The 21,264-nt window shown below is 68.7% G+C and carries 23 protein-coding genes and 1 tRNA gene; 16 read left to right on the top strand and 8 right to left on the bottom strand.

The features are described 5' to 3' along the window. Positions 1 to 463 precede the first annotated feature (463 nt). The 4 genes from B7K24_RS13760 to B7K24_RS01785 all read left to right on the top strand — a co-directional run bounded on the left by B7K24_RS13760 (position 464) and on the right by B7K24_RS01785 (position 3,509). Complete coding sequence (locus B7K24_RS13760; RefSeq protein ID WP_307181604.1) at positions 464 to 1,435, top strand: alpha-L-arabinofuranosidase C-terminal domain-containing protein; 972 nt, start codon at positions 464 to 466, stop codon at positions 1,433 to 1,435. After that, complete coding sequence (locus B7K24_RS01795) at positions 1,432 to 2,703, top strand: family 43 glycosylhydrolase (protein WP_084128282.1); 1,272 nt, start codon at positions 1,432 to 1,434, stop codon at positions 2,701 to 2,703. The genes B7K24_RS13760 and B7K24_RS01795 overlap by 4 nt, the downstream gene beginning before the upstream one ends. 99 nt (positions 2,704 to 2,802) lie before the next feature. Continuing rightward, positions 2,803 to 3,174, top strand: a complete 372-nt coding sequence (locus tag B7K24_RS01790; protein WP_084128280.1) for a YidH family protein — start codon at positions 2,803 to 2,805, stop codon at positions 3,172 to 3,174. Further along, the gene (locus B7K24_RS01785; protein ID WP_144268065.1) at positions 3,171 to 3,509 is read left to right on the top strand and encodes a DUF202 domain-containing protein; all 339 of its coding nucleotides are present in this window, start codon (positions 3,171 to 3,173) and stop codon (positions 3,507 to 3,509) included. The genes B7K24_RS01790 and B7K24_RS01785 overlap by 4 nt, the downstream gene beginning before the upstream one ends. A gap of 89 nt (positions 3,510 to 3,598) precedes the next feature. Here the strand turns inward: B7K24_RS01785 and B7K24_RS01780 are convergent. Both B7K24_RS01780 and B7K24_RS13190 read right to left on the bottom strand, forming a co-directional pair. Next, positions 3,599 to 3,669: transfer RNA gene (locus B7K24_RS01780), tRNA-Gly, on the bottom strand. A 53-nt stretch (positions 3,670 to 3,722) separates the two neighbouring features. Further along, complete coding sequence (locus B7K24_RS13190; RefSeq protein ID WP_159449105.1) at positions 3,723 to 4,634, bottom strand: aldose epimerase; 912 nt, start codon at positions 4,632 to 4,634, stop codon at positions 3,723 to 3,725. 69 nt (positions 4,635 to 4,703) lie between these two features. Here B7K24_RS13190 and B7K24_RS13185 point away from each other — a divergent pair, with 69 nt between their 5' ends. Next, on the top strand, positions 4,704 to 5,606 hold the full coding sequence (locus B7K24_RS13185; protein WP_144268063.1) for a hypothetical protein: 903 nt from the start codon (positions 4,704 to 4,706) through the stop codon (positions 5,604 to 5,606). A gap of 116 nt (positions 5,607 to 5,722) precedes the next feature. Continuing rightward, positions 5,723 to 6,046 (top strand): DUF6458 family protein, encoded by a 324-nt coding sequence (locus B7K24_RS01770; protein WP_234986508.1) that lies wholly within the window; start codon positions 5,723 to 5,725, stop codon positions 6,044 to 6,046. A gap of 14 nt (positions 6,047 to 6,060) precedes the next feature. Here B7K24_RS01770 and B7K24_RS01765 read toward each other — a convergent pair whose 3' ends face one another. Next, on the bottom strand, positions 6,061 to 7,389 hold the full coding sequence (locus B7K24_RS01765) for an MFS transporter (protein WP_084128274.1): 1,329 nt from the start codon (positions 7,387 to 7,389) through the stop codon (positions 6,061 to 6,063). Positions 7,390 to 7,502: 113 nt separating this feature from the next. Here B7K24_RS01765 and B7K24_RS01760 point away from each other — a divergent pair, with 113 nt between their 5' ends. The 3 genes from B7K24_RS01760 (at position 7,503) to B7K24_RS01750 (ending at position 10,764) form a co-directional block, all read left to right on the top strand. Continuing rightward, a complete protein-coding gene (locus B7K24_RS01760) occupies positions 7,503 to 7,976 on the top strand; it encodes a hypothetical protein (protein WP_144268062.1) in 474 nt (157 codons plus the stop codon). Between the two features lie 78 nt (positions 7,977 to 8,054). Continuing rightward, positions 8,055 to 10,079 (top strand): GMC oxidoreductase, encoded by a 2,025-nt coding sequence (locus tag B7K24_RS01755; RefSeq protein ID WP_084128271.1) that lies wholly within the window; start codon positions 8,055 to 8,057, stop codon positions 10,077 to 10,079. A gap of 52 nt (positions 10,080 to 10,131) precedes the next feature. Beyond that, on the top strand, positions 10,132 to 10,764 hold the full coding sequence (locus B7K24_RS01750; RefSeq protein WP_084128269.1) for a DsbA family protein: 633 nt from the start codon (positions 10,132 to 10,134) through the stop codon (positions 10,762 to 10,764). Between the two features lie 2 nt (positions 10,765 to 10,766). Here B7K24_RS01750 and B7K24_RS01745 read toward each other — a convergent pair whose 3' ends face one another. Then, positions 10,767 to 12,653, bottom strand: a complete 1,887-nt coding sequence (locus B7K24_RS01745) for a sodium:proton antiporter (protein ID WP_159449104.1) — start codon at positions 12,651 to 12,653, stop codon at positions 10,767 to 10,769. An 85-nt stretch (positions 12,654 to 12,738) separates the two neighbouring features. On the opposite strand from B7K24_RS01745, the gene B7K24_RS01740 reads away from it, so the two are divergent. Then, positions 12,739 to 13,269, top strand: coding sequence for an SRPBCC domain-containing protein (locus B7K24_RS01740; protein ID WP_159449103.1), 531 nt, complete (start codon positions 12,739 to 12,741; stop codon positions 13,267 to 13,269). Here the strand turns inward: B7K24_RS01740 and B7K24_RS01735 are convergent. Continuing rightward, positions 13,248 to 13,631: a YciI family protein gene (locus B7K24_RS01735; RefSeq protein ID WP_084128265.1), complete on the bottom strand. Its 384-nt coding sequence runs from the start codon at positions 13,629 to 13,631 to the stop codon at positions 13,248 to 13,250. The two genes, B7K24_RS01740 and B7K24_RS01735, sit on opposite strands and share 22 nt — an antisense overlap. Before the next feature lie 104 nt (positions 13,632 to 13,735). Between B7K24_RS01735 and B7K24_RS01730 the strand changes: the two genes are divergently transcribed. The 6 genes from B7K24_RS01730 to B7K24_RS01705 all read left to right on the top strand — a co-directional run bounded on the left by B7K24_RS01730 (position 13,736) and on the right by B7K24_RS01705 (position 18,630). Further along, on the top strand, positions 13,736 to 14,092 hold the full coding sequence (locus tag B7K24_RS01730; protein ID WP_084128263.1) for a metalloregulator ArsR/SmtB family transcription factor: 357 nt from the start codon (positions 13,736 to 13,738) through the stop codon (positions 14,090 to 14,092). Positions 14,093 to 14,114: 22 nt separating this feature from the next. Then, on the top strand, positions 14,115 to 15,092 hold the full coding sequence (locus B7K24_RS01725) for an SRPBCC family protein (protein WP_084128261.1): 978 nt from the start codon (positions 14,115 to 14,117) through the stop codon (positions 15,090 to 15,092). A gap of 26 nt (positions 15,093 to 15,118) precedes the next feature. Then, the gene (locus tag B7K24_RS01720; protein ID WP_084129203.1) at positions 15,119 to 15,337 is read left to right on the top strand and encodes a DUF4287 domain-containing protein; all 219 of its coding nucleotides are present in this window, start codon (positions 15,119 to 15,121) and stop codon (positions 15,335 to 15,337) included. Between the two features lie 134 nt (positions 15,338 to 15,471). Next, positions 15,472 to 15,900, top strand: coding sequence for a cupin domain-containing protein (locus tag B7K24_RS01715; RefSeq protein ID WP_084128259.1), 429 nt, complete (start codon positions 15,472 to 15,474; stop codon positions 15,898 to 15,900). Between the two features lie 151 nt (positions 15,901 to 16,051). Further along, positions 16,052 to 17,641: an ABC-F family ATP-binding cassette domain-containing protein gene (locus B7K24_RS01710; protein ID WP_144268060.1), complete on the top strand. Its 1,590-nt coding sequence runs from the start codon at positions 16,052 to 16,054 to the stop codon at positions 17,639 to 17,641. Between the two features lie 143 nt (positions 17,642 to 17,784). Then, a complete protein-coding gene (locus B7K24_RS01705; protein WP_159449102.1) occupies positions 17,785 to 18,630 on the top strand; it encodes a MerR family transcriptional regulator in 846 nt (281 codons plus the stop codon). A gap of 20 nt (positions 18,631 to 18,650) precedes the next feature. Here B7K24_RS01705 and B7K24_RS01700 read toward each other — a convergent pair whose 3' ends face one another. The 3 genes from B7K24_RS01700 to B7K24_RS01690 form a co-directional block, all read right to left on the bottom strand. Next, entirely contained in the window at positions 18,651 to 18,926 is a 276-nt protein-coding gene (locus B7K24_RS01700; protein ID WP_144268059.1) for a hypothetical protein, read from the bottom strand. 72 nt (positions 18,927 to 18,998) lie between these two features. Next, positions 18,999 to 20,456 carry a cell wall metabolism sensor histidine kinase WalK gene (locus B7K24_RS01695; RefSeq protein WP_084128253.1) on the bottom strand — a complete coding sequence of 486 codons (1,458 nt, stop codon included), beginning with the start codon at positions 20,454 to 20,456 and terminating at the stop codon, positions 18,999 to 19,001. Then, positions 20,453 to 21,136, bottom strand: a complete 684-nt coding sequence (locus B7K24_RS01690; protein ID WP_084128251.1) for a response regulator transcription factor — start codon at positions 21,134 to 21,136, stop codon at positions 20,453 to 20,455. The genes B7K24_RS01695 and B7K24_RS01690 overlap by 4 nt, the downstream gene beginning before the upstream one ends. Positions 21,137 to 21,264 lie beyond the last annotated feature (128 nt).

The raw sequence follows: 21,264 nt of genomic DNA, 5'->3' as shown, positions 1-21,264 counted from the left end.
TCTGGGGCGCGGCATCTATGGCGGCATCTGGGTGGGCGACGGGTCCCCCCACGAGAACGTCGACGGATTACGCACAAGCGTCATCGAGGCGTTGCGCGAGATCGCCGCACCCAACTTGCGGTGGCCTGGGGGGTGCTTCGCCGATGACTATCACTGGCGCGACGGCGTCGGGGATCGAGCCGCCCGCCCCCACATGCTCAACAGCAATTGGGGCGACGTCGTGGAGGATAACGCGTTCGGTACGCACGAGTTCCTTCGCCTCTGCGAGCTCGTGGGTGCGGAGCCATACATCGCGGGAAACGTCGGTTCCGGGACGGTGGCAGAAATGTCAGAGTGGGTCGAGTATCTGACTCGCGCCGACGACTCACCTATGGCGGCGATGCGGCGTTCGCACGGGCGCGACAGGCCGTGGAGTGTGCCGTTCTGGGGCCTAGGAAACGAGGCTTGGGGGTGTGGTGGTGGGATGCGTGCCGACCACTACGCGGCGTTGGCGCGCCAGTTTGCTACGTACGCACGTAGCCACGGCGGCAACGAGCTCTATCGCATCGCCGCGGGCGCGAATATCGATGACTACGCCTGGACAGAGGCCCTCATGCGCGCGATCGACGGACTCGAGCCCGTCGACGGCGCTCCTCGCCCCTTCCAAGCCGTCTCCGTGCACGCCTATACGCACGCACGCTCGTGGAAAGACAAGGGCCGCGCGACGGGGTTCACCGTCGAGGAGTGGTACACGACACTCAGCAACGCCTCTCGTATGGACGAGCTGCTTACACGGCACTCAGCCGTCATGCAACACTACGACCCCCATGGGAAGGTCGGCCTCGTCGTTGACGAGTGGGGTACCTGGTTTGAACCGGAATCCGGCACCAATCCCCACTTCTTGTTCCAACAGAACACCTTGCGCGACGCTCTCGTCGCGTCTATCCATTTCGATATCTTCCACCGGCACGCGCAGCGCGTGGTGATGGCCAATCTCGCGCAGACCGTGAACGTTCTCCAGGCGGTGCTCCTGACCGATGCCCAGACGGGTGCGGTCGTCAAGACACCGACCTTCCACGTCTTCGAGATGAACCGCGGCCATCACGATGCGTGGGCGCTCGACGTTGACCTCGTCGGGGTCCCGTCGACACGGGTGCGCGAGCGAGAGCTCGCCCTCCTGTCGGCGTCCGCGTCGACGGTGGGTGACAGCGCCTTGGTGTCGTTGACGAATCTCGATCCGGCCCAGGACCGGCGAGTGATGCTCGACCTGCGGGGTCGCGAGATCGCGGGATTCTCGGCACGCGTGCTCACCGCTAGCCGTCTTGATGCGCACAACTCACCGGACAGGACCGAGGTTGAGCCCGAGCCGTGGTCGGACATCGCGAGAACCGACAGCGGACTTGACGTGGTGGTGCCTGCCCATGGGTACGTGACCGTGAAGGTTGACCTCGCATGAACGACGCGTTGGTCGTCAACGGTGTGCCGTGGTTCGATGATCGAGGCCTCCCGGTCAACGCGCACGGTGGCTGCGTGGTGCGCGAGGGAGACGTGTACTACCTGTTCGGCGAGTACAAGACGGACGACGAGAACAAGTTCATCGGTTTTGGGTGCTACTCCTCGCGCGATCTCGCCGCGTGGACATGGGAGGGGCTCGCGTTGGCGCCGCAGGGTGTCGGGCTTCTCGGGCCGGAGCGCATTGGTGAACGCCCCAAGGTGCTGCGCTCGCCGACGACAGGGTCCTACGTGATGTTGATGCACACCGACGACCTGGGCTACACGGACCCGACCATCGGCGTGGCAGTCAGCGAGGCGATCACGGGTCCATACGAGTTTCAAGGGCCGCTGCTCGTTGATGGTGAGCCATTGCGCGCGTGGGACATGGGGACGTTCCATGACGACGACGGGGTGGCGTACCTGCTGTTGCACGAGGGGGATATCTACCGGCTCGACGACACGATGACGGCGGCGAGAGAAAAAGTGGCTCGCGAGGTGTCGCCAGGCGGTGAGTCGCCGGCGATGGCCAAGGTCGACGGCACCTACGTGCTCATGTTCTCGAGAAAAACCAGCTGGGAACGCAACGATAACTACTACTTCACGGCGCCCTCGCCCCGCGGACCGTGGGCTTTCGGTGGTCTCGTTGCGCCTCCTGGCACGCTCACTCATAACTCCCAGTGCACGTATCTGGCACGAGTGGAGATAGCCGGCGCGGACACGTTGTTGTATATGGGCGACCGGTGGTCATTTCCTCGCCAAGCCTCGGCGGCGACCTATGTATGGATGCCGCTCACGACCGGCACAGCGGGACTGGGACTCGGGCTCTTTGTGCCGTCCTGGGATCCCGCGACGGGCCTTGCGCGCAATATCGAGGGCACTCGGCGGTCCGTGAGCTTTCGGTCAGCTGTTCCGGGCGAGTCGTTTGAAACTCTGGTCGAGGGCTCACGGGTGACGCTCGAGGGTGTGAGTGACCGTCACTCAGGCTACGCTCGCGTGGAGCTCTTCACGGCAGACGGCGCGACGCTGCTCGCCTCGCACCTCGTTGACTTCTACAGCCTCGTCGAGGACGCCGGGTATCGATATCGAAGTCCCGTTCTGCCGGACCATCGCACCCTCGTCCGGGTTACTGTCACCGGGGAGTACCCGGTGTGGTTCAAGAAAAATGGCGAGCGCTTTGGCTCGGACAACTGCTTCGTGACGGTGTCCGCGGTGGTGTCGGAGCCGCGATAGTCGATCACAAACTGTGATCGGGATGACGCTGCCCGAGTAGCCTCAAAGAGGAGCACGCCAGACTGCGCCCCTGGTGTGGCCCATCACGAGAGGACACCGATGAGTGAACGCCGCTGGCCGCGCAGCGTCTACGGCCTGGGAGACGAGCCCGATGCGCGCTTCTCCATGGCAAACGAGCGCACCTTCCTCGCCTGGATCCGCACCGCGATGGCTTTCATCGCGGGCGCCGTGGCGCTCGAAGCTCTCGCCGCGCCCCTTGACCCTACGTTGCGCTTCATCGCGTCGTTGATCTTGGTGGCGACGGGCATCGTGCTGATCGCGGAGGCGTGGTGGGGCTGGATGCGCACGGAGCGCGCGCTGCGCCAAAATGCGCCCATGCCGGCTCCGCTGTCGGCACTTCCTGCGGCGGTGGGGCTGCTTGCCGTCGCCATCGTTGTGGGAGCGGGACTGGTGGTGGGGGCACTGTCGTGACGGTGGCGGTGGGGGAGGGGCTGCAACCCGAGCGCACCGCGCTCGCGTGGCGCCGCACCATCCTCGCCATCGCCGCGGGAACGGCGATTGCGGGTCGCTACTTGGGCGCGGGGAGCACGTGGCTGGGCATGGTGCTGCCGCTCGGGGCGCTTGTCGGGGGCGGCATTCTTCTGGCCCTGACCACGCGCCGGCTGCACGCGTTCTCTGACGCGCTCGACGCTCCAGCACAGGCGGGTCGTCATGTGCCGATGCCGACGGCCGTGGTGTTAGCTGTGCTCGCTGGCGCTTGCTTGGCTATCGGCGTGGGGGCGGCGGTGTTCATCGTGGCCACGTGAGCAACCCCGCGTCCTGAGGCTCGGGGATTTGCCCGCTCTCGTAAAGAAATGCGCGCCCGATGGTTCACAGGGGGGTCTCAGACACACGGAGCGGGTGACGGGAATCGAACCCGCGCTATCAGCTTGGGAAGCTGAAGTTCTACCATTGAACTACACCCGCGCACGGCACGGTGAGGCGCCGTGGACACCCATACTAGCGGCCCGCGAGCGCCGCTAGGCCAGGGCGGTCGCCCTCATGGTGAAGCTTGCGGTGCGCGTCTCACCCGGCTGGAGAAGGAACACCCCTGACTCCGCGATGCCCTCGGAGTCCAGCGTGAACCCGTCGTTCGCGTTGGAGACGGGCTCGAGTGCCCAGTAGTCACGATGCGAGGGGATGTAGAGCACCGCGTGCTGGAGCGCGGCGTCGGCCAGCACCTCCATACGCACGGCCTCCGGCCACTCGATGACGGCCAGGCGTTCGCCGTCGCGGCCCGTGAGGCAATCGTCCACGCCGTCGCGTCCCAGCGGCCGCGGCGTGCGGAAATCCGCCTCGGGACGAATCGGCCCCGGCGCCCCGGTAGGTAGCGAGTCCTCGAGCGTGAAGGCGCGGCTCGCCGCCACCTGAAGGACGGCATCGGCCGATCCTGCGACCGTCCGCAGCAGATACGGATGGTGGCCAAAGCCGGCAGGGAAGGTCTCATGGGACGTGTTCTGCACGCCATAGGTCCACACGAAGTCGTCGCCCTCGAGCGCGTACGTGAAGCGGGCGGTAAACGACCACGGCCAGTTCACGCCGTAGACGTCGTGCGACACGAACTCGAGGACCAGCCGGTCATCGGCCCGCTCCGCCACGGTCCACGGATAATCCCAGCCCGCACCGTGAATGGCGGAGCCGTCGGGCCAGTTGGCGCGGAGACGATACTCGCGGCCGGCGAAGCGCAAGAGCGCATGGCCGATGCGGTTGGACCACGGCACCAAGGGGTACGACGCGGTCTGCTTGGGGATCTCGGGACGCGCGGGCGTGGGGCGCATGACGTCCTCCCACTCGCCACGCACGAGCACCTGACCGAACGCGACGGAACCGCCGAGCTCGGGCAAGAAACCCACGCGCCAGCGGTCGTTCTGGATCACGGGGGAGTCGCTCATGTCATGCATTGTGGCGCCGACGCGGCCACGCCGGTAGACGCCGGGCCGCGAGAGCCGCACACTGGCGATATGCGCGACGCGGCTGTGGTGGCTGGACTCCTCGCGGGCGCGCTCGCGGCCCTCACGGCGTGTACGGGTGACGCGCCGTCGGTGCCGGCGCTGTCCACCCCGGCGCCCACAGCATCGGCCCTGGCCCCGCCCACGATCGCGAGCGTCGGCACCATTTATCGCCAGCGCACCCTCGAGGCCGAACGCAAGGTGGAGGTGCGGGTGACTGCACGCAGCGAACCGCGCGGCATCGTCACGTCGGTGTCGATGACGTCGCCCTACTTCTCTTCGTCCGGCACCGTGCCGACGAACGTGCTGCTGATCAACGGCGACGAATCTCGGCTGCGCGTGCCGCTCGGCGCGCCGGTGTGTCCCGCCGGGCAGGGCGACACGGTCGCGACGGTGGAGGTGCGTGCCAAGGAGGGAGTGACGCTGGCGGCCACACGCGTCACCCTCGAGGACGCGGCGCTTCAGGAGATCAACGCCGAGGAGTGCGCGGCCAAGGTCGCCACCGATGCGGCGCAGCCCTCCTTCGCGACGGGAGACGACGCCTGGGTTGCGGACGGCGACACGCTCGCGACCTCCGTGACGCTCACCCGCGGCTCGTCTCAGGCGCCCGCGACCCTTACCCGGTTGCAGGGCAATGTCATCTTCGCGCTCGAGCCTGTTGAAGGCGCGCTGCCCCTCACGCTTTCCGCCGACCAAGAGCAGGCGACGGTGCCCGTGACCGTGCGCGCCGACCGCTGCGACGCGCACGCCTTCGCCGAGTCGAAGAAGACGTACGTGTTCCCTGCGTGGTTCGAGGTCGACGGCGAGGAGATCGCCGTCGAGTACAGGGCCACGGGAGGGGCTCAGGAACGGCTGTATGAACTGTTTGAGGCGTGTGGCGAGGGCAACGACAGCGCCTCTATTGGGGGCCAGTGACGCACGGCGGGCCACGCTCCGGGGAATAGTTCCTGGTTCGCGCGCCGTTGAGTGAAGGCAGACGCCGCCAGGGGACCCGCCCCAGCGCATCCGCGTAACAGAGCAGCGTCGCTCTCATGGGAGGAGCACTCATCATGGCCATCGGTTCTGGAATCTTCCTCATCGCCGTCGGCGCGATCCTCGCGTTCGCCCTCAACGAGTCAGTAGATGCGATCGACCTGGGGCTCGTCGGATGGATCCTGATGGCGGCCGGAGCGCTCGGCATCATCATTTCGCTCGCGATGAGCGGCCGTAAGCGCACCACCGTCACCGAGTCCCACAGTGAGGCCGCCCCGGCCGCCGGTGCCGCGCCCGCCGCGGGTGCCGCCCCGGCCGCCGGCCAGGAGCGCCACGTGACCGAGCGCCGCGAAGAGACCGGCGGCACCACGCCGCCCGCCTAACCGGGAGAGGCGCCTCAGGGCTGAGCGGACGAGTCCTCGATCTGCTGAGCCCTGAGGCGCAGCACCGCATCGTCGCGCGCGTTCACCCGATTCGGGTAGGTGAACTCGAGCAGCGGCCGGTGCCGGTGGTACGTCACCTCGAGGTTCCAGTAGCGCACCGCCCAGGCGGTGGCAGCGATCGCTACCGCAACCGAGGCGATGGATCCGACGCCCACCGACCATCGGGGGCCCACGTGCTCACCCACCCAGCCGATGACGGGCGCACCGATGGGTGTCGATCCCATCAGCAGCATCGAGTACAGGGCCATCACGCGGCCGCGCATGAAGGGTACCGTCGTGGTCTGGACGTACGCATTCGCGCTCGTGAGCATCGTGAGCTGCGAGAAGCCCACGGCGACGGAGGCCGCCATATAGAGCGCATACGTGGGCATCGACGCCATGAGGGCGCTCGAGACGCCGAAGAGCATGGCCGCGCCCAGGACGAGTCGCAGGCGGGGACGTTCGCGGCGCGCCGCCAGCAGGGCCCCACCCAAGGAGCCGATGGCGAGTACCGATCCCATGATCCCGTAGTCCTCGGGACCGCGCCCGAACTCGATGCGGGCCATGAGGGCGCTGGTCATCTGGAAGTTCAGGCCCAACGCCGCCACAACCGAGACGACGATCATCACCATGATGATGTCGGGCCGTCGGCGCACATAGCGCAGGCCCTGGCGCACCTGGCCCTTCTCTCGCGGCGCACGTTCGACGTCGACCAACTCCGCGCGCCGCATCGCGAGGAGGGCGAGCACGGTCGCGCCGAACGTGAGGCCGTTGACGATGAACACCCAGCCGATGCCGATCCACGCCACGGTAAGTCCCGCGACCGCGGGGCCGATGAGTCGCGCGGCGTTGAACGAGGCGCTGTTGAGCCCCACGGCGTTCGGCAGGCCCTCGGCCGGCACGAGCGCGGCGACGAAGGTCTGGCGTGCGGGCACGTCAACGGCGGAGACCACGCCCAGCCCGAAGGCGAAGAGGTAGACGTGCCACAGTTCGGCGTGTCCGGCGAGCACGATGGCTCCCAGAGCGACGCCCAGGCTGCCGGCCACGACCTGGGTCGCGATCAAGAGCTTGCGCTGGTCCACGCGATCCACGAGCACACCTGCGAAGGGGCCCAAGAGGAGGAACGGCAGGAACTGCAAGGCGGTGACGGTGCCGACGGCGACGCCGGAGTCCTCCGACAACACCGTGAGCACCAGCCAGTCCTGGGCGACGCGCTGCATCCACGTGCCCACATTGGACACGAGCGCGCCTGCGAACCACAGCCGGTAGTTGAGGTAGCCCAGCGACGCGAACGTGCGGCTCATGCGAGCCCGAGTGGGTGGCGGGGCATATGTCCAACTTACGCCCCGTGCGACGCTTCCCCCGCCGCGGCGGGAGGTGGTCGGTCGGTCGCGCCGCCTTTGAGAGAATCGAGGCTATGTCTTCCCGTCCCGTGATGCCCGCGATCCTCCGAGTGTTGTTGGGGATCGCCGTCGTCGCCGCGGCCGTCGTCGCCATCGTGGCGGCCTGGGGTGAGGCCGGGGGTGCGCCCCTGAGCACCATTCTCGGAGTCGTGCTGTTCGTCGTGGTGTTTGCCGCGGGCGGGTTGGCGATTCGCGGTAGCTCGCGCGGCATCTGGTGGGGCGCTCTTGCCGTGCTGTGGGTCGTGCTGCTGCGCTCGACCGAATCGGCGGAGTATCTCGCTTTGCCCCTCATCGCCCTCGCGGCCGCGACCGAGCCGCTGATGCCGGTGCTGTTCGCTGCGGTCGCCGTGGTCGCCCTCGCCTCCGCCATCGCCGCGACGCCGGCAGGCATTGCCGCCGCGGGAATCTTCGCCGCCGGCGTGGTCGTGGCCGTCCTTGCCGGTCTCGGGTATCGCCGCCTAGCGGCACCCTCGTCGGCGACCCAGTAGGCATCGAGGCCGCGCGGGCGCTGAGCGCGCGGGGGGTGCGAAACATCCGCGTCACTCGACGGCCCTACCCTTGACCTCATGACCGGGGTCGACGACGAGGCCCTCGCCCGGTGGGTGGGGGCGGTGCTGCCGGACGCGGCCTCGTCCGCGTCCACGCTGGACAGCATCGTGACCGAACTGCGTGCCGTCATCGCGCACGACCACCCCGAGTGGCGCCCTCGCATCGCCGACTTGATGGCGCGGCTGTCGCCGGACGACGCCGGCGACCACCTTGCCGATCCCGAGTTGCGGTGGTTCGCCGCCCTCGTGGGCCAGGTGGGTGTGGCGCAACCCGACGTCTGGCCGGCGATCGGGTGGTCACCTTCGCTCGCGCCGATGCCGCCTGGCTCCGACCTTCCCGACGAGGTCACCGCATGCGTGATCGACAGGCGTGCGCTGCTGGGCCATTACGACGCGATCGTGATCGGCTCCGGAGCCGGCGGCGGTGTGGCGGCGCAGGAGTTGACCCAAGCGGGCCGCACGATTCTCGTGATCGAGCGCGGCGGCATGCCGCCGACGGGTGAACTCACGCGCGACATCCTGCGCTCGGCGCGGCCCGATGGCGGTCTTGGGGCGCTCGCGGGCCTGCCCATCCTCGGCAGTCCCCGCGGCGCCGAGGGGCAGCAGGACTTCGGACGCGGAGACGTCCGCACGCATCGCGGCGACCCCACGCGCGCACGCTGGAGCATCGGCGCGTTCGGCCTTGGTGGCGGTACGCGCGTCTATGGCGCGCAGGCATGGCGGTTCGCGCCGCAGGACTTCGCGCTCGCGTCGACCTACGGCGTGCCCGACGGGTCCTCCTTGGTCGATTGGCCGGTGGCGTATGAGGAGATGGAGCCGTACTACGCCCACGCCGAGTTCGAGTGGGGGGTCTCGGGTGCGCCGGGTGTGGGCGTTCACGAGGGCGAGCGGTCCGGGCCGTATCCGCTGCCGCCACTGCCGCGCACGCGCCCGTCGGGGCCGCTGCGGGAGGGGGCGACCATGCTGGGATGGAACACCCAGTGCGTCCCGATGCTCGTCAACTCGGAGCCCTACCGCGGCCGCCCCGCGTGTGTGCGGTGCGCGCAATGCATCGGCTTCGCATGCCCCGTCGGTGCAAAGGCGGGGAGCCAAAACACGTCGCTGTGGCGTGCCGCCCGCACGGGACGCATGTCGATCATCCTCGACGCACGCGTGATCGAGCTGAGCACCGACGCCCAGGGGCGCGTCACCGGTGCCCTCGTGCGCGGCATGGACGGCGACGGACGGTGGGAGCGGCGCATCGATGCCGACGAGTTCGTGCTGGGCGCCGGTGCGGTGGAGACGGCGCGACTGCTGCTGTCGTCGCGCTCGAGTGCTGCGCCCGATGGCCTGGGCAACACCCACGACCAGGTGGGACGTCATCTGCAGGGGCGCCTGGGAATCGAGGCGATCGGACTCTTCGAGGAGCCCATTAACGACAACCTGGGTCCGGGGCCGGCCATCGCGACACTCGACTTCCGCCACGACAACGACGGGCTGACTGGCGGTGCGGTGCTGGCGAATGAGCATGTGCCCACCGCGGCATCGGCCCTCGCGGCTCTTCAGCAGGCACAGCTGGTGCCGTTCGCCGGGTCTGCGGTGCTGTCGACGCTCGCGCGGCTCCTGCCGCGCTTGCAACGCGTCGCTGGCTACGGCCATCCCATGCCGGTGGCCGATGCCCGGGTCACCCTCGAGGCCGGCTCGACAGACGCCTGGGGCGCCCCGGTCGTGCGAGTCGTGCGCCGCTCGCACGCTCACGACTCTCGGCTACGGGCCGCGCTCGGCGAGCGCGCCGCAGATTGGCTCTCGGCCGCGGGCGCACAGCACGTGGTGACGACGCGCGCGCCACTCGTCGAGCCCCGGACCGCGGGAACGGCACGCATGGGCGACAACCCGGGGACCTCCGTGGTGGATCCGCGCGGGCGCGTCTGGGGGCACCCCAATGTGATCGTCGTCGACGTGTCGGTCTTCCCCACCACCGGCGGCGTGGATCCGGATCTCACCACGGTGGCGAACGCCTACCGCGTGCTCGACGGCCTGGACGAGGGGCTCGACGGCTTCTAACGGCCCGTGCCGATTCCTGGAATAGTTGAATCGTCATGTATGTTCCGGTGCTATGGCTTCTGACACCCCTGTGACCATCGACGTGTGGGCGGACATCGTGTGCCCGTTTTGCTACATCGGCGAGGCGCGCCTGCGTAAGGCGGCCGACGCGAACGTGACGATCGTGCCCCGCGCTTTCCAGCTCAACCCGGAGGGCGGCGAGCGTCGCCCCGCGATGGAGTATCTCGCCGAGAAGTTCGGCGGCACCGTCGAGCAGGTCGAGGCCAGCCAGCAGCGCATCGTCGACCTCGCTCACGCCGAGGGCCTGCCGTTCAGCAACGACCGCATCATCGGCGACACGATGCCCGCGCATCGCCTGGTCGCCGAGGCCGCCGAGACGTCGCCGGTCCTCGCGCTCGACGTGCGCGAGGCCATTCAGCGGGGTCACTTCGGCGGCACCCTCGACATCACCGACCATGCCGCGCTCGTCGAGGTGGCGGTCGAGGCCGGGCTGGAGCGCGACCGTGCGGAGGCCGTGATCGCGTCCCAGGAGCACACCGACCTGGTGCGCGGCGAGCACGCGCAGGCGTCCGCGATGGGTGCGACCGGTGTGCCCTTCACCGTGGTCGGCGAGCGCTTCGGCATCCCCGGCATGGTGGAGACCGACCAGTACGCCCAGGTCATCGCGCGCGTGCGCGAGGGCTGAGCCTAACCCTCGACGAGGGGCGTCGGCGCCGTGCGCGTGGCGCGCTCGGCTGCACGCTCCCGCTTGGAGTGATCCGGCGCGAAATACAGGATGGTCGCGCCGGGCTCCGGCGTGAAGTCCTGGTCGTACGAGTAGAGCCGGAAGCTGCCCGCGGGGTCGACCTCGCCCACCAGCATCCAGGCCACGCCTCGCGCACCCTGGCGCTCCTGCCAGGCCTTCCAGCCAAAGCCCTCGGTGAGCTTGGTGGTGTGGATCGACCATCCGGCGGCGACGCGCTCGTCGAGCGCGAACCAGTCGAACTTCCCATCGAAGGCGATCGAGCCGCGCCGCTCGAACGTGAGGCGGCGTTGCTCGTTGGTGCTTTCGGAGTGCGTCGCGATCTGGAAGGTGCGGTGGTAGCCGAACTCGGGCCCCTCCGTGCGGGCGACGAGGGCGTTGTAGTAGTCGTTGTCTGTCGCACACAGCAGGTACGACAGCGGCGCCTTTTCGAGCGTGCGCTCGGCGTGTTCGGAGAGGATCTCGCCAAAGTAGGTGGGCACTCCCGCCATGCGCACGGCCTGAAGGCGCTGGTAGGTGCCGTCGGCGACGACCACGGCGACCTTGAGCCGGGTCAGCGTCGTCGCCAGTGACTGCGCCCACGGCGAGGCGCCCACGATGAGCAGGCCATTCTTGGCGCCGGCCGAGAGTCCCAGGCGGCGCGAGAGCCACCCCAGCGAGAAGCCGTGGGCGAGCACCGTCACGATGATGACGAGGAACACGGTGGGCAAGAACACGGCGCCGTCCTCGTAGCCGGCCTCGATGAGCTCGGGCCCGAACACGCCGGCGGTCGCGGCGGCGACGATGCCTCGGGGAGCAATCCACCCCATGAGGACCCGGTCTTGCCATCGCAGTGGAGATCGGATGGTGACGAGCGCGACCGTCAGCGGTCGCACCACGAACATCAGCACGGCGACGAAGCCGACGATGCGCCAGTCGATCTCTCGCAACTGGTCGATGTCGAGCTGCGCGGGGATGATGATGAAGAGCGCCGACAGTATGACGACGGACAGGCCCTCCTTGAAGTCCAGCAGCTGTTCGCGCTCGGCCAGGTTCATGTTGCCCAGCACGATGCCCATGAGGGTCACGGCGAGCAGACCCGACTCGTCCACGACGATGTCGGCCAGGGTTGAGATGACGAGCACCGCGACCAGCAGCAGGGGGGACTTGAGGTGTGCGGGCACCCATCCGCGGCGGAACACAACACCCAGGACCACGCCGGCGCCCGCGCCGAGGACGACGGCGGTGACGATGGCGCCCGCCAAGGTAACCACGACCGACGCGATGCCCAGCCCGCGCGAGATGAACTCGAGATCCCCGCCCACGCCGGCATCGGCAATCAGGAAGTACTGCAGCGTCAGCATCGCCAGCAGCACGCCGATGGGGTCGTTGATGATGCCTTCCCATTTGAGCAGGGACGACGTCTCCTTGTTGAGGTTTGCCTGGCGCAGCAACGGGATGATGACGGTGGGCCCGGTCACGACTAGCAGGGCGCCGAGGACCCACGCGACGGGCCATTCGAGACCACCCACGTAGTGCGCGGCGAGCGCGCCGATGATCATGGCGATCGGGGGTCCCAGCAGGGTCAGGCGGCGAATGCCCTTACCCACCCGCTCGATCTCGCCAAAGCGCAGATCCATGGCGCCCTCGAACAGCACCACCGCCACGCCGAGCCCGATGAAGGCCGACACCTGCGCCGAGTCCGCCGGCACGGTCACGACCTCAGAGAAGGGTCCCAGGATCAGACCCGTCGCGATCAGCACGACGATGGCGGGGATGCGGAAGCGCGCGGCGACGAGTTGGGCGGCGAGGCCCGCGGCGAGCACGACGACAAGGGTCGCGGCAATGGTCATAGGGCAGAGCCTAGGGCCGATGCCGTCGAGCGCCAGGCTGCGTCGACGCCGTGCGAGGGCGCGGCTGGCGGGGCACACTGGCGTCATGGACGTTGCCGCAGCGCTCAACCCCGCCGATGTGGGCCGGGTGATCCACCACGAGGGCGTCGACGTGCTGCGCTTCGAGCGCGTCTATCGCGCCGGTCGTCGCTCCGTGTGGGAGGCGGTCACGACGCTCGAGGGGACCGGTGCCTGGGCCTTCCCTCTGGACTTCGAGCCGCATGCCGGCGGGGCCGTCACCTCCGACCTCGGCGAGTACGGCACCATGCGAGGCGACGTGATCGCGTGGGATGAGCTGCAGCTGCTCGAGTATGCGTGGGACGCCCCCGACGGGCACTGGCATGTGGTGATCATGCTCGACGACGTCGAGGGTGGCATCGAGGGTGACGCCGAGGGCGCGACGGCGCTCACCTTCGATCACCTCGCGCCGGACCCTCACGCCCCCGACTACGCCGCAGGGTGGCACTGGCACCTCGACAGGCTCGCGCAATACCTCGCGGGGCAATACCCGGCGGCAGTGGACAGTGACGCCCATTTCGAGGAACTGCAGAGGCTTTACTCGGGTGGTGAAGGGTGACGCTGGGGATCGTCAAGGAGGGGACCTCCGAAGGAGTGCACGGGCCTGATCTCGATGGCTCCGTACGACGCGGCCGGGTTGCGCAACGCGATTTCGACGGCATCGTTCATGTCGTCCGCGTCGATCAGGGCGACGCCCGCCACCCACTCGGCTGCGTCATTCACCGTCCCCTCGCTCACCTGCATGTGTCCGGCGCGAACCCTCACCGTGCGGGCGTCATCGCGCGCGTCGCACCGGATGCCCAGGTCGTAGGCGCGTCTCGCGTGGGCGTATTCGAACCAGGACTCGTGGCTAGGTGCGTCGGCAATGTCCGCCTCGCTCACCGTGGGGTCGTCGTGAATGATCAGCATGAGGAATCTCATCGCGCCTCCTTCCACCCATAGTGGGGCAGCCCGGTCGGGATCGCTACAGGACCGGCGACCGCATCTCTTGACGACTCTCTCCAGGGCGCGTAACGTACAACCACATGGTTGTAAATAGCTCGTCAGAGCTGACCGACGACGAGGTGGATCGGATCTTCCGGGCCCTCGCCGACGCGACGCGCCGTGACATCGTGCGCCGCACCCTCGCCGGCGAGGCGTCCGTCTCGGAGCTTGCCGGCGCCTATGCAATGTCCTTCGCCGCCGTGCAAAAGCACGTCGCCGTCCTGGAGGGAGCGGGCCTGGTGACTAAGAAGCCCCGCGGCCGTGAGCGTGTGGTGCGCGGCAATCCTGACGCCATCCGTCGCGCCCAGCGCCTGCTGGACGCCTACGAGCAGATCTGGCGGTCGCGCATCGACCGCCTCGACGCCCTGCTCGACTCCACCCCATCTCAGCAGCAGTAGCCATCCCGAAAGAGGCACAGCCATGCCCATCACCGAAGTCCTGAAGGACCCCGAGGCCCTCACGATGACCGTGATCGCCGACTTCTCCGCGACGCGCGAGCGCCTGTGGGAGGCCTACACCGACCCTCGCCAGATCGAGAAGTTCTGGGGGCCTGTCGAGTGGCCTGCCACGTTTATCAGGCATGACGTGTACCCCGGCGGGCGTTCGCACTACACCATGACCGGACCCGACGGCGAGCAATCGTCGGGGTTCTGGGAGTTCCTGCACGTCGACGAGGGTCACTCCTTCGAGGTGCGTGACGGCTTCGCTGACGCCGAGGGCCACGAGAACACCGACATGCCGAGCATGCGCATGACCTTCCAGTTCGAGGAGACGGAGGCCGGTTCTCGGCTCGTGACGACCACCCACTTCGGCTCGGCAGACCAGCTTGAGCAGCTGCTCGGCATGGGCATGGAGGAGGGCATGACCTCCGCCATGAGCCAGATCGACGAGGTGCTCGCCGACCTTTCCTCGTTCGCCGCCGGGCGCGGCACCGAGGCGCAGATTCTGTCCGACACCCAGGTGCGCATCTCCCGCGTCATCCGCGGCAGCGTGGAAGACGTGTGGCGCGCCCACCACGAGCCCGAACTACTCAAGCGGTGGCTGCTGGGCCCCGACGGCTGGTCCATGACCGTCGCCGTCGCCGGCACGACGGTGGGGGCCAAGCATCGCAGCGAGTGGGTACCGAACGAGGGCACCGAGGGCGAGGCGTTTGGCTTCGAGGGCGAGGTGCTCGAGATTCACCCGCCTCTGCGCGCCGTGACGACCGAGAGCATGATCGGCATGCCCGGCGAGCCGAACATCAATGAGTTGACGCTCACGCCCGTCGAGGGTGCGACCCTGCTGACTCTTGTCATCACCTACCCGAACGCCGAGGTGCGCGACATGATTCTCGCCACCGGCATGACCGACGGCATGGAGACCTCATACGCGAGGCTTGAGTCCGAGGTGCTGGTGTGAGCGAGCACCCGGTGCCGGCGCCAGACCTGGCGCCGGGCCAGAAACTCGCCGGCCCGGTCTCCTACTTCCCGTCCATCGAGAAGACGTATGGGCGGCCGATGCAGGACTGGCTCGACATCGCCGCCGCCGGCCTGCTCGACGGCCGCGCTCACATGGAGGTCGTCACGGTCCTCAAGGAGCAGCACAGTATGGGCCATGGGCACGCCAACGCGGTGGTCGCCTACGTGAAGAAGAAGCTGACGTAGCAGCGGCCGGGCACCCCCGCCCGGCGACTCGCGCAGACTCCCTTGAGGCTGTGACGGTGACTTTCGGGCGGAAGTGACCAGCGCAGCCTCAAGGGGCCCAACCCCTTCACGGGCGTGCGTGCCAGACTCGGGCCATGAGCGATTATCAGCGCATCGAGATCGGCGGCATCGACCAGTGGCGCGACTTCCATGGTGGATTCGCGCCGGGGCGCATGCGCGACGGCCGCCGTGTACTCGATCACGAGCTGCCCATGCAGTTCGTCGGCGTCACCGCGAACGCCCTCGTCCCCGGCGAAGAGGCCGGCTATTGGCACGCCCATTCGTCGGATGAGGAGCTCTACCTCTTCCTCGCCGGCCAGGGCCAGATGGGCCTCGACGACGACGTGGTCGACGTGGGGCCCGGCACCGCCATCCGCGTCGGCCAGGGGGTGATGCGCACGTGGCGGTGCGTTCCCGAATCCACCGAGCCGCTGCGCTGGCTGTGCATCCGCGGCGACGGCGGCCCGCTTCCCCACCACCCCGACGACGCCCACCGCATCACCGACATCCCGATGCCGTGGTGACCGGCTCGCCCTCGTGACGACCACGCCGGCACCGGCGTATGCTGGTGCCCGTCGCATCCCCGACCGAAGGACAATCCGTTGAAGATCTAGGTTCGCCAGACGCTCAGTCTGGCTACGCGCATCCCTGCCACCAGACGCATTGCGAGAACCTATGTCTTCCCTGTCCTTTTCCCACCTTTCTTTCTCCTGGCCCGATGGCTCGGTCGCGTTGGATGACGTCACCGGCGCGGTCGACTCCGGCCTGTCCGCGCTCGTCGGCGCGAACGGAGTCGGCAAGTCCACCCTGCTCCGCATCCTGGCCGGAGCGCTCACGGCCGATGCCGGCGCCATTTCCCGTCCTCCGCACCTCGCGTACGTCCCCCAGGACGTGGCGCTCGATCCCGCACAGCGGGCGGATGCGGTGATGGGCCTGGCACCCGTCCGCGCCGCCATCCGTGCGGTCGAGTCGGGCGACGTGGACCCCGCGCACTTCGACGTCATCGGCGACGACTGGGACGCCGAGGAGCGCGCCGCCGCGACACTCGCGTCCCTGGGTCTACCAGCGGACACGCTCGACCGTGTGGTCGGCGAACTCTCGGGCGGCGAGATCACGCGGCTAGCCCTCGCGGCCGCGCTGCATGAGCGGCCCGCCGTGCTGCTGCTCGACGAGCCCACCAACAACCTCGACGCTGACGCGGCCAGCTCTGTCATCGAGGCGCTGGTCGCGCGGCGGCGAGCGACCCTGGTGGTGTCGCACGACCGGAGAGTGCTGTCGCGCGTGGGCGCGATTGGCGAGCTCCGGCGCGGGTCGCTCCGGTGGTTTGGCGGCGACATCACCGTTTACGAGGAGGCGCTCGCCGTGGAACGCGCCGCGGCCGAGCAGGAGGTGCGGTCCGCGAAGGCCGATGCCGCCCGCCAGCATCGAGAGTTGCGTACCTATGTCGAGGGCGCGGCCAGGCGATCCAAGGTGGGTGCCGCGAAGGCGGAGAACATGCCCAAGATCCTCGCGAGCGCCAAGAAGCGGCAGGCGCAGGCGACGCTCGCGCGGGTAACCGGCATCCACGAGGACCGGCTCGCCGACGCGCGCGAGCGGCTCCAGCGCGCCGAGGACGCCGCCGACCGTGACCGCGAGATCCGGGTGGAACTGCCCGGCACCGCCGTCCCGCCGAGGCGCGACGTGCTGGCACTCGACGCGTGCGTGCTGGCGACCGGTGCCGAGGTGACGGCGCGCGTGCAGGGCCCGGAGCGGATCGAGCTTGCGGGGCCCAACGGCGCGGGCAAGACCACGCTGATGAGGACTGTGCTGGGAGAGATGGCGCCACTGGGCGGTGAGGCCGGTGTCCAGGTCCCGGTGGGCTACCTGCCGCAGCGGCTCGACGTACTCGACCCCGCGCTGTCGGTGGTGGAGAACGTGCGCCGCCGCGCGCTGGGTGCGAGCCCGCACGAGGTGCGCGAGGCGCTCGCTCGCTTCCTCTTCCGCGGTGCGGCAGGGGACGCCGCAGCCGCGCAACTGTCGGGAGGAGAGCGGCTGCGGGCTGCGCTCGCGGCCGTCCTGCTTGCGCGCCCGGCGCCGCAGTTGCTGCTGCTCGACGAGCCCACCAACAACCTGGACTTCGCGTCGCGCGCGCATCTCCTCGAGGCACTCGCGGGCTACCGGGGTGCGCTCATCGTGGTCAGTCACGACGCGGAGTTCGTTGAGGAGCTTGGCGTGACTCGGCGCTGGGTGATCTCGCCGGAGGGGATGGTCGACGTCCCGCTCTGAACCCCGCCCCTGGCGCAAATGTCCGCATTTTCGGCGCGGATGGCAGTGTGGTGCCGGATTCTCGGTCGCCAGGAGCGAACGAGCGCCAAGATAGTCCTCGAGGGCTTGACTCTCCTCCTAGGGGAGGTTCCACGATGGCGGCTATGAGCGGTTCATGGCATGGCATCGGCGAGTTCGCCGAGCTGACGCGCCTGTCGATCAAGGCGCTGCGGTATTACGACGAACACGGCTTGCTGGCTCCCGCTCAGGTCGACCCGGTGACGAGCTACCGGCGCTACGCGTCGGAGCAGATCGCCCGGGCGACACTCATCGGCGACCTGCGGCGCATCGACGTGCCGCTTGCGGTGGTGGCGCAGATCCTCGACGCCGCTCCCGACGACGCCCTCGCGATCTACCAGGCCTGGTGGGTGGGCGAGGAGCGTCGGCACGGGGACCGCCGCGGTATCGGCCGCTACGTGACCGCGCGACTGCGCAGAGAGGGGCAGCCCCCCATGGAGATTCACAGCCGCACCGTGCCGCGCCGCAAGCTCGCGGTGATCGGCAAGGAACTGTTCCAGCCAGAGCTCGAGCAGTTCATCATGTCCTCGTTCCACGACCTGTTCTCGTGGGCCGAACGTCACCCCGGCCTTCGTGACCTGACGACGACGCCCGAGTGGCCCACGTATGTCGTCTTCCACGGTCCGGTGACGCCGGACCACAGCGCGTATGTCGAGGTGGTCATCGTCATCGACGGCCCCGCGGAGCCTGAGGATGCGATCGTGTTGAAGGTCGAGGAGGCCCACGAGGAGGCGTACACCGACGTCACCCGCACGGGCCTTGAGTTTCCGGACATCCTCGCGGCATATGACGCCGTTGCCATGTGGGTGACCCAGCATGGCGCGCCCCGCGACGATATGCCGTCGCGTGAGGTCTACGTGGCCGACGTGATCCAGGCCGGCATGGACGACGTGGTCGCGTCGGTGGCGTTCCCATACGTCCCGCACCACTGAGTGGCGGGGACCTTCTGTGGCTACCCGCCCTCGACGAGGCCGACCGCGATGGAAGCGCCGGCAGCGATGATCAGGACGGTCCACAGCGCCACGGTCACGATGGCCGAGATGGGGTGCCAGTGGCGAAGGCGGAGTGGTTCGGGCGTGAGAAGTCGGTGGATCCCCCAGCCTCCGAACCATATGAGGACCGCTCCGGGAAGCCACACTACGGCTGCAGCGATGACCAGCGCGAGCGCCGCCACTATCCATAGGAAGGGCTCTGAGCCGTCCGGGAGTGAAGTGGCGACTCTCATCATGGGGCCACGGTAGCGGCGGAAGAGGTTGCCGTTGGGAGGTGCGGTCACTCCCGATGTCCCGGGGTCCGCCTCCTATCGAGGTGAGGTCGCGCTGGAGTCGTCAGAGCCGCTGCGGGGAGCCGTGCTACCGGGAGCCGCGACCGGCAGCGAGATCGTGATGGTCGTGCCCTCGCCCGGGGCCGAGACGACGTCGAGTGAGCCCCCGTGAGCGTGGACGATGGCGGCGGTAATGGCCAGTCCCAGGCCCGCGCCGCCGGTGGCGCGCTGGCGCGAGGAGTCGCCGCGCACAAACCTCTCGGTGGCGCGTGCGGCGACCTCGGGAGCCATGCCAGGGCCGTCGTCGTGGACGGTGACACGGGCGCCGTCGGGTCCGGAGGGGATCGCAACTGTCACGTGCGGCCCGCCATGCACTGCGGCGTTCGCCACGACGTTGAGCAGCGCCTGGCGCAGACGGTCGCCGTCGGCCGCGACCGTCGCGTGACCGCCGGTGAACGTGAACTCGGTGGCGGGGTAGGCGACCGTGGCATCGGCGACGATTTCCGTCGCGAGCGTCTGGAGCGCGACGTCGCGCATCTCGATATCAGGCTCGGCGTCGTACTTGGCGAGCGTGAGCATGTCTTCGACGAGTCGGCGCATGCGCGCCGCCTCGGCCTCGGTGCGGCCCCAGGCGTCGTCCTGCGCGTCACCGCCGGCGAGGGCGCCCCGGCGGTGAAGTTCGGCGTACCCCAGCACCGTGGTGAGGGGCGTGCGCAGCTCGTGGGAGGCATCGGCGACGAACTCGCGAAGCCGAGCCTCCGACCTCTCGCGCTCCTCGAGCGACGCCGTGAGCGTCCCGATCATGGTGTTCAGTGAGTGTGCTAACTCATCGGTTTCGACGGACCCGGCTCCGGTCTCCAGCCGCACCTCCAGGTCGCCCTGAGCGACCTGAGATGACGCCGCGACCATCCGGCGCATTGGCCCGATGCCGAGGCGATTGACCCACCATGCGACCGCACCCAAGCCGCCGAGCATCAGGGCGATACCAACGCCTTCGATCAGCACCAGCCGCGCGGTTGCCGCCTCAACGTCGTCCATGGGAAGGGCCGTGATGTCCCAGCCGCCGCCAAAGGGCCGCACCAGCACGCGGAAGTCTCCCGAATCGTCGGAGGACTCGGCGGTGAGGTGGCTGTTCGTCGTCGTCAGGTCGCCGTAGGTGAGGACGGGGCTCGCATCGGACGCGCCCTCGACGGTCGGGGATGAGACCGGATGGAGCACGCCATCCGTATCGACCCATCCACGCCACGCCTCCGTGCGGCGTGTGCCGTCCTCGTCCTCGATCTCGAACAGCGGCCTGAGCTGTTGCTCCTCGAGGTAGGCGGGTCCCGCATATGAATCGAGGCGGTCGTCGAGTTGCGAGATGAGGTACGACCGCGTCGTGAAGGTCACGATCACCGCGACGCCGGTGGCCACGAGACCCACGGCGGCGAGCCCCAAGAAGAGGCGATCGCGCAGGGACAGCGCGCGTCGCGTCCTGCGAAGGCCACGCGTCACGGCGCCCTCAAGGTGTAGCCCGCGCCGCGAATGGTGTGGATGAGCTTGGGCTCGTGGGTGTCGACCTTGCGGCGCACATAGCCGATGTAGGTCTCGACCACCGAGGGGTCGTCGTCGGGCGAGTAGCCCCACACCGCCTCGAGCAGCTGGCCGCGCGACAGCACGCGACCCACGTTGCGCATCAGGTGCTGGAGCAGCCGGTACTCGGTGGGCGACAGCTGAATCTCCTCGCCGCCGCGGGTGACGCGGTGCGAGATGTCGTCGAGGACTAGGTCGGCCACCGTGTACGTCGATGACGCGCTGGGCGCGTGCTCCACGCGGCGGGACACCGCCTCGACCCGGGCGACCAGCTCGTCCAGGTTGAACGGCTTGTCGAGGTAGTCGTCACCGCCAATGGTGAGCCCCTCGACCTTGTCCGTCGAGGAGTCGCGCGCGGTGAGGAAGATCACCGGTGTGCGGTCGCCCGATTCGCGCATGCGCCGGCACATCTGGAAACCGTCAACGTGCGGCATCATCACGTCGAGCACCACGAGGTCGGGCCGGTGCTCGCGCACGGCCTTCAAACCCTCGGCGCCGTCGGCGGCCTGGATGACGTCGTAGCCCTCGTAGCGCAGGGCGGCGACAAGCATGGTGCGGAGGTTCTCTTCGTCGTCCACCACGAGGATGCGTCGGTTTGCCATGCCGCCAGTGTGGCACTCGTGCCTGGGAGAACGCTGGGAGGCGCCGCAAGGCAGTCCCAGTGAAGATCCCAGCGTGCTCTCCCACCATTCCCAGCCTGCTCTGAGGAAGCACCGGTGAGATGGAACAC

The organism is Demequina sp. NBRC 110055 (assembly GCF_002090135.1).
Classification (GTDB): domain Bacteria; phylum Actinomycetota; class Actinomycetes; order Actinomycetales; family Demequinaceae; genus Demequina.
Note: the sequence above shows the minus strand (reverse complement) of the source record. Positions and strands in the feature narration are given on the sequence as shown.

Excerpts from the sequence above, each read along its gene's own strand:
- B7K24_RS01735 (WP_084128265.1), bottom strand. The coding sequence starts at position 13,631 with ATGAGATTCCTCATGCTGATCATTCACGACGACCCCACGGTGAGCGAG.
- B7K24_RS01690 (WP_084128251.1), bottom strand. The coding sequence starts at position 21,136 with ATGGCAAACCGACGCATCCTCGTGGTGGACGACGAAGAGAACCTCCGC.
- B7K24_RS01730 (WP_084128263.1), top strand. The coding sequence starts at position 13,736 with ATGGTTGTAAATAGCTCGTCAGAGCTGACCGACGACGAGGTGGATCGG.
- B7K24_RS01710 (WP_144268060.1), top strand. The coding sequence starts at position 16,052 with ATGTCTTCCCTGTCCTTTTCCCACCTTTCTTTCTCCTGGCCCGATGGC.
- B7K24_RS01745 (WP_159449104.1), bottom strand. The coding sequence starts at position 12,653 with ATGACCATTGCCGCGACCCTTGTCGTCGTGCTCGCCGCGGGCCTCGCC.
- B7K24_RS01790 (WP_084128280.1), top strand. The coding sequence starts at position 2,803 with ATGAGTGAACGCCGCTGGCCGCGCAGCGTCTACGGCCTGGGAGACGAG.
- B7K24_RS13760 (WP_307181604.1), top strand. The coding sequence starts at position 464 with ATGCGTGCCGACCACTACGCGGCGTTGGCGCGCCAGTTTGCTACGTAC.
- B7K24_RS13190 (WP_159449105.1), bottom strand. The coding sequence starts at position 4,634 with ATGAGCGACTCCCCCGTGATCCAGAACGACCGCTGGCGCGTGGGTTTC.
- B7K24_RS01715 (WP_084128259.1), top strand. The coding sequence starts at position 15,472 with ATGAGCGATTATCAGCGCATCGAGATCGGCGGCATCGACCAGTGGCGC.
- B7K24_RS01755 (WP_084128271.1), top strand. The coding sequence starts at position 8,055 with ATGACCGGGGTCGACGACGAGGCCCTCGCCCGGTGGGTGGGGGCGGTG.
- B7K24_RS01740 (WP_159449103.1), top strand. The coding sequence starts at position 12,739 with ATGGACGTTGCCGCAGCGCTCAACCCCGCCGATGTGGGCCGGGTGATC.
- B7K24_RS01700 (WP_144268059.1), bottom strand. The coding sequence starts at position 18,926 with ATGATGAGAGTCGCCACTTCACTCCCGGACGGCTCAGAGCCCTTCCTA.
- B7K24_RS01795 (WP_084128282.1), top strand. The coding sequence starts at position 1,432 with ATGAACGACGCGTTGGTCGTCAACGGTGTGCCGTGGTTCGATGATCGA.
- B7K24_RS01725 (WP_084128261.1), top strand. The coding sequence starts at position 14,115 with ATGCCCATCACCGAAGTCCTGAAGGACCCCGAGGCCCTCACGATGACC.
- B7K24_RS01705 (WP_159449102.1), top strand. The coding sequence starts at position 17,785 with ATGAGCGGTTCATGGCATGGCATCGGCGAGTTCGCCGAGCTGACGCGC.
- B7K24_RS01750 (WP_084128269.1), top strand. The coding sequence starts at position 10,132 with ATGGCTTCTGACACCCCTGTGACCATCGACGTGTGGGCGGACATCGTG.
- B7K24_RS01765 (WP_084128274.1), bottom strand. The coding sequence starts at position 7,389 with ATGAGCCGCACGTTCGCGTCGCTGGGCTACCTCAACTACCGGCTGTGG.
- B7K24_RS01770 (WP_234986508.1), top strand. The coding sequence starts at position 5,723 with ATGGGAGGAGCACTCATCATGGCCATCGGTTCTGGAATCTTCCTCATC.
- B7K24_RS13185 (WP_144268063.1), top strand. The coding sequence starts at position 4,704 with ATGCGCGACGCGGCTGTGGTGGCTGGACTCCTCGCGGGCGCGCTCGCG.
- B7K24_RS01760 (WP_144268062.1), top strand. The coding sequence starts at position 7,503 with ATGTCTTCCCGTCCCGTGATGCCCGCGATCCTCCGAGTGTTGTTGGGG.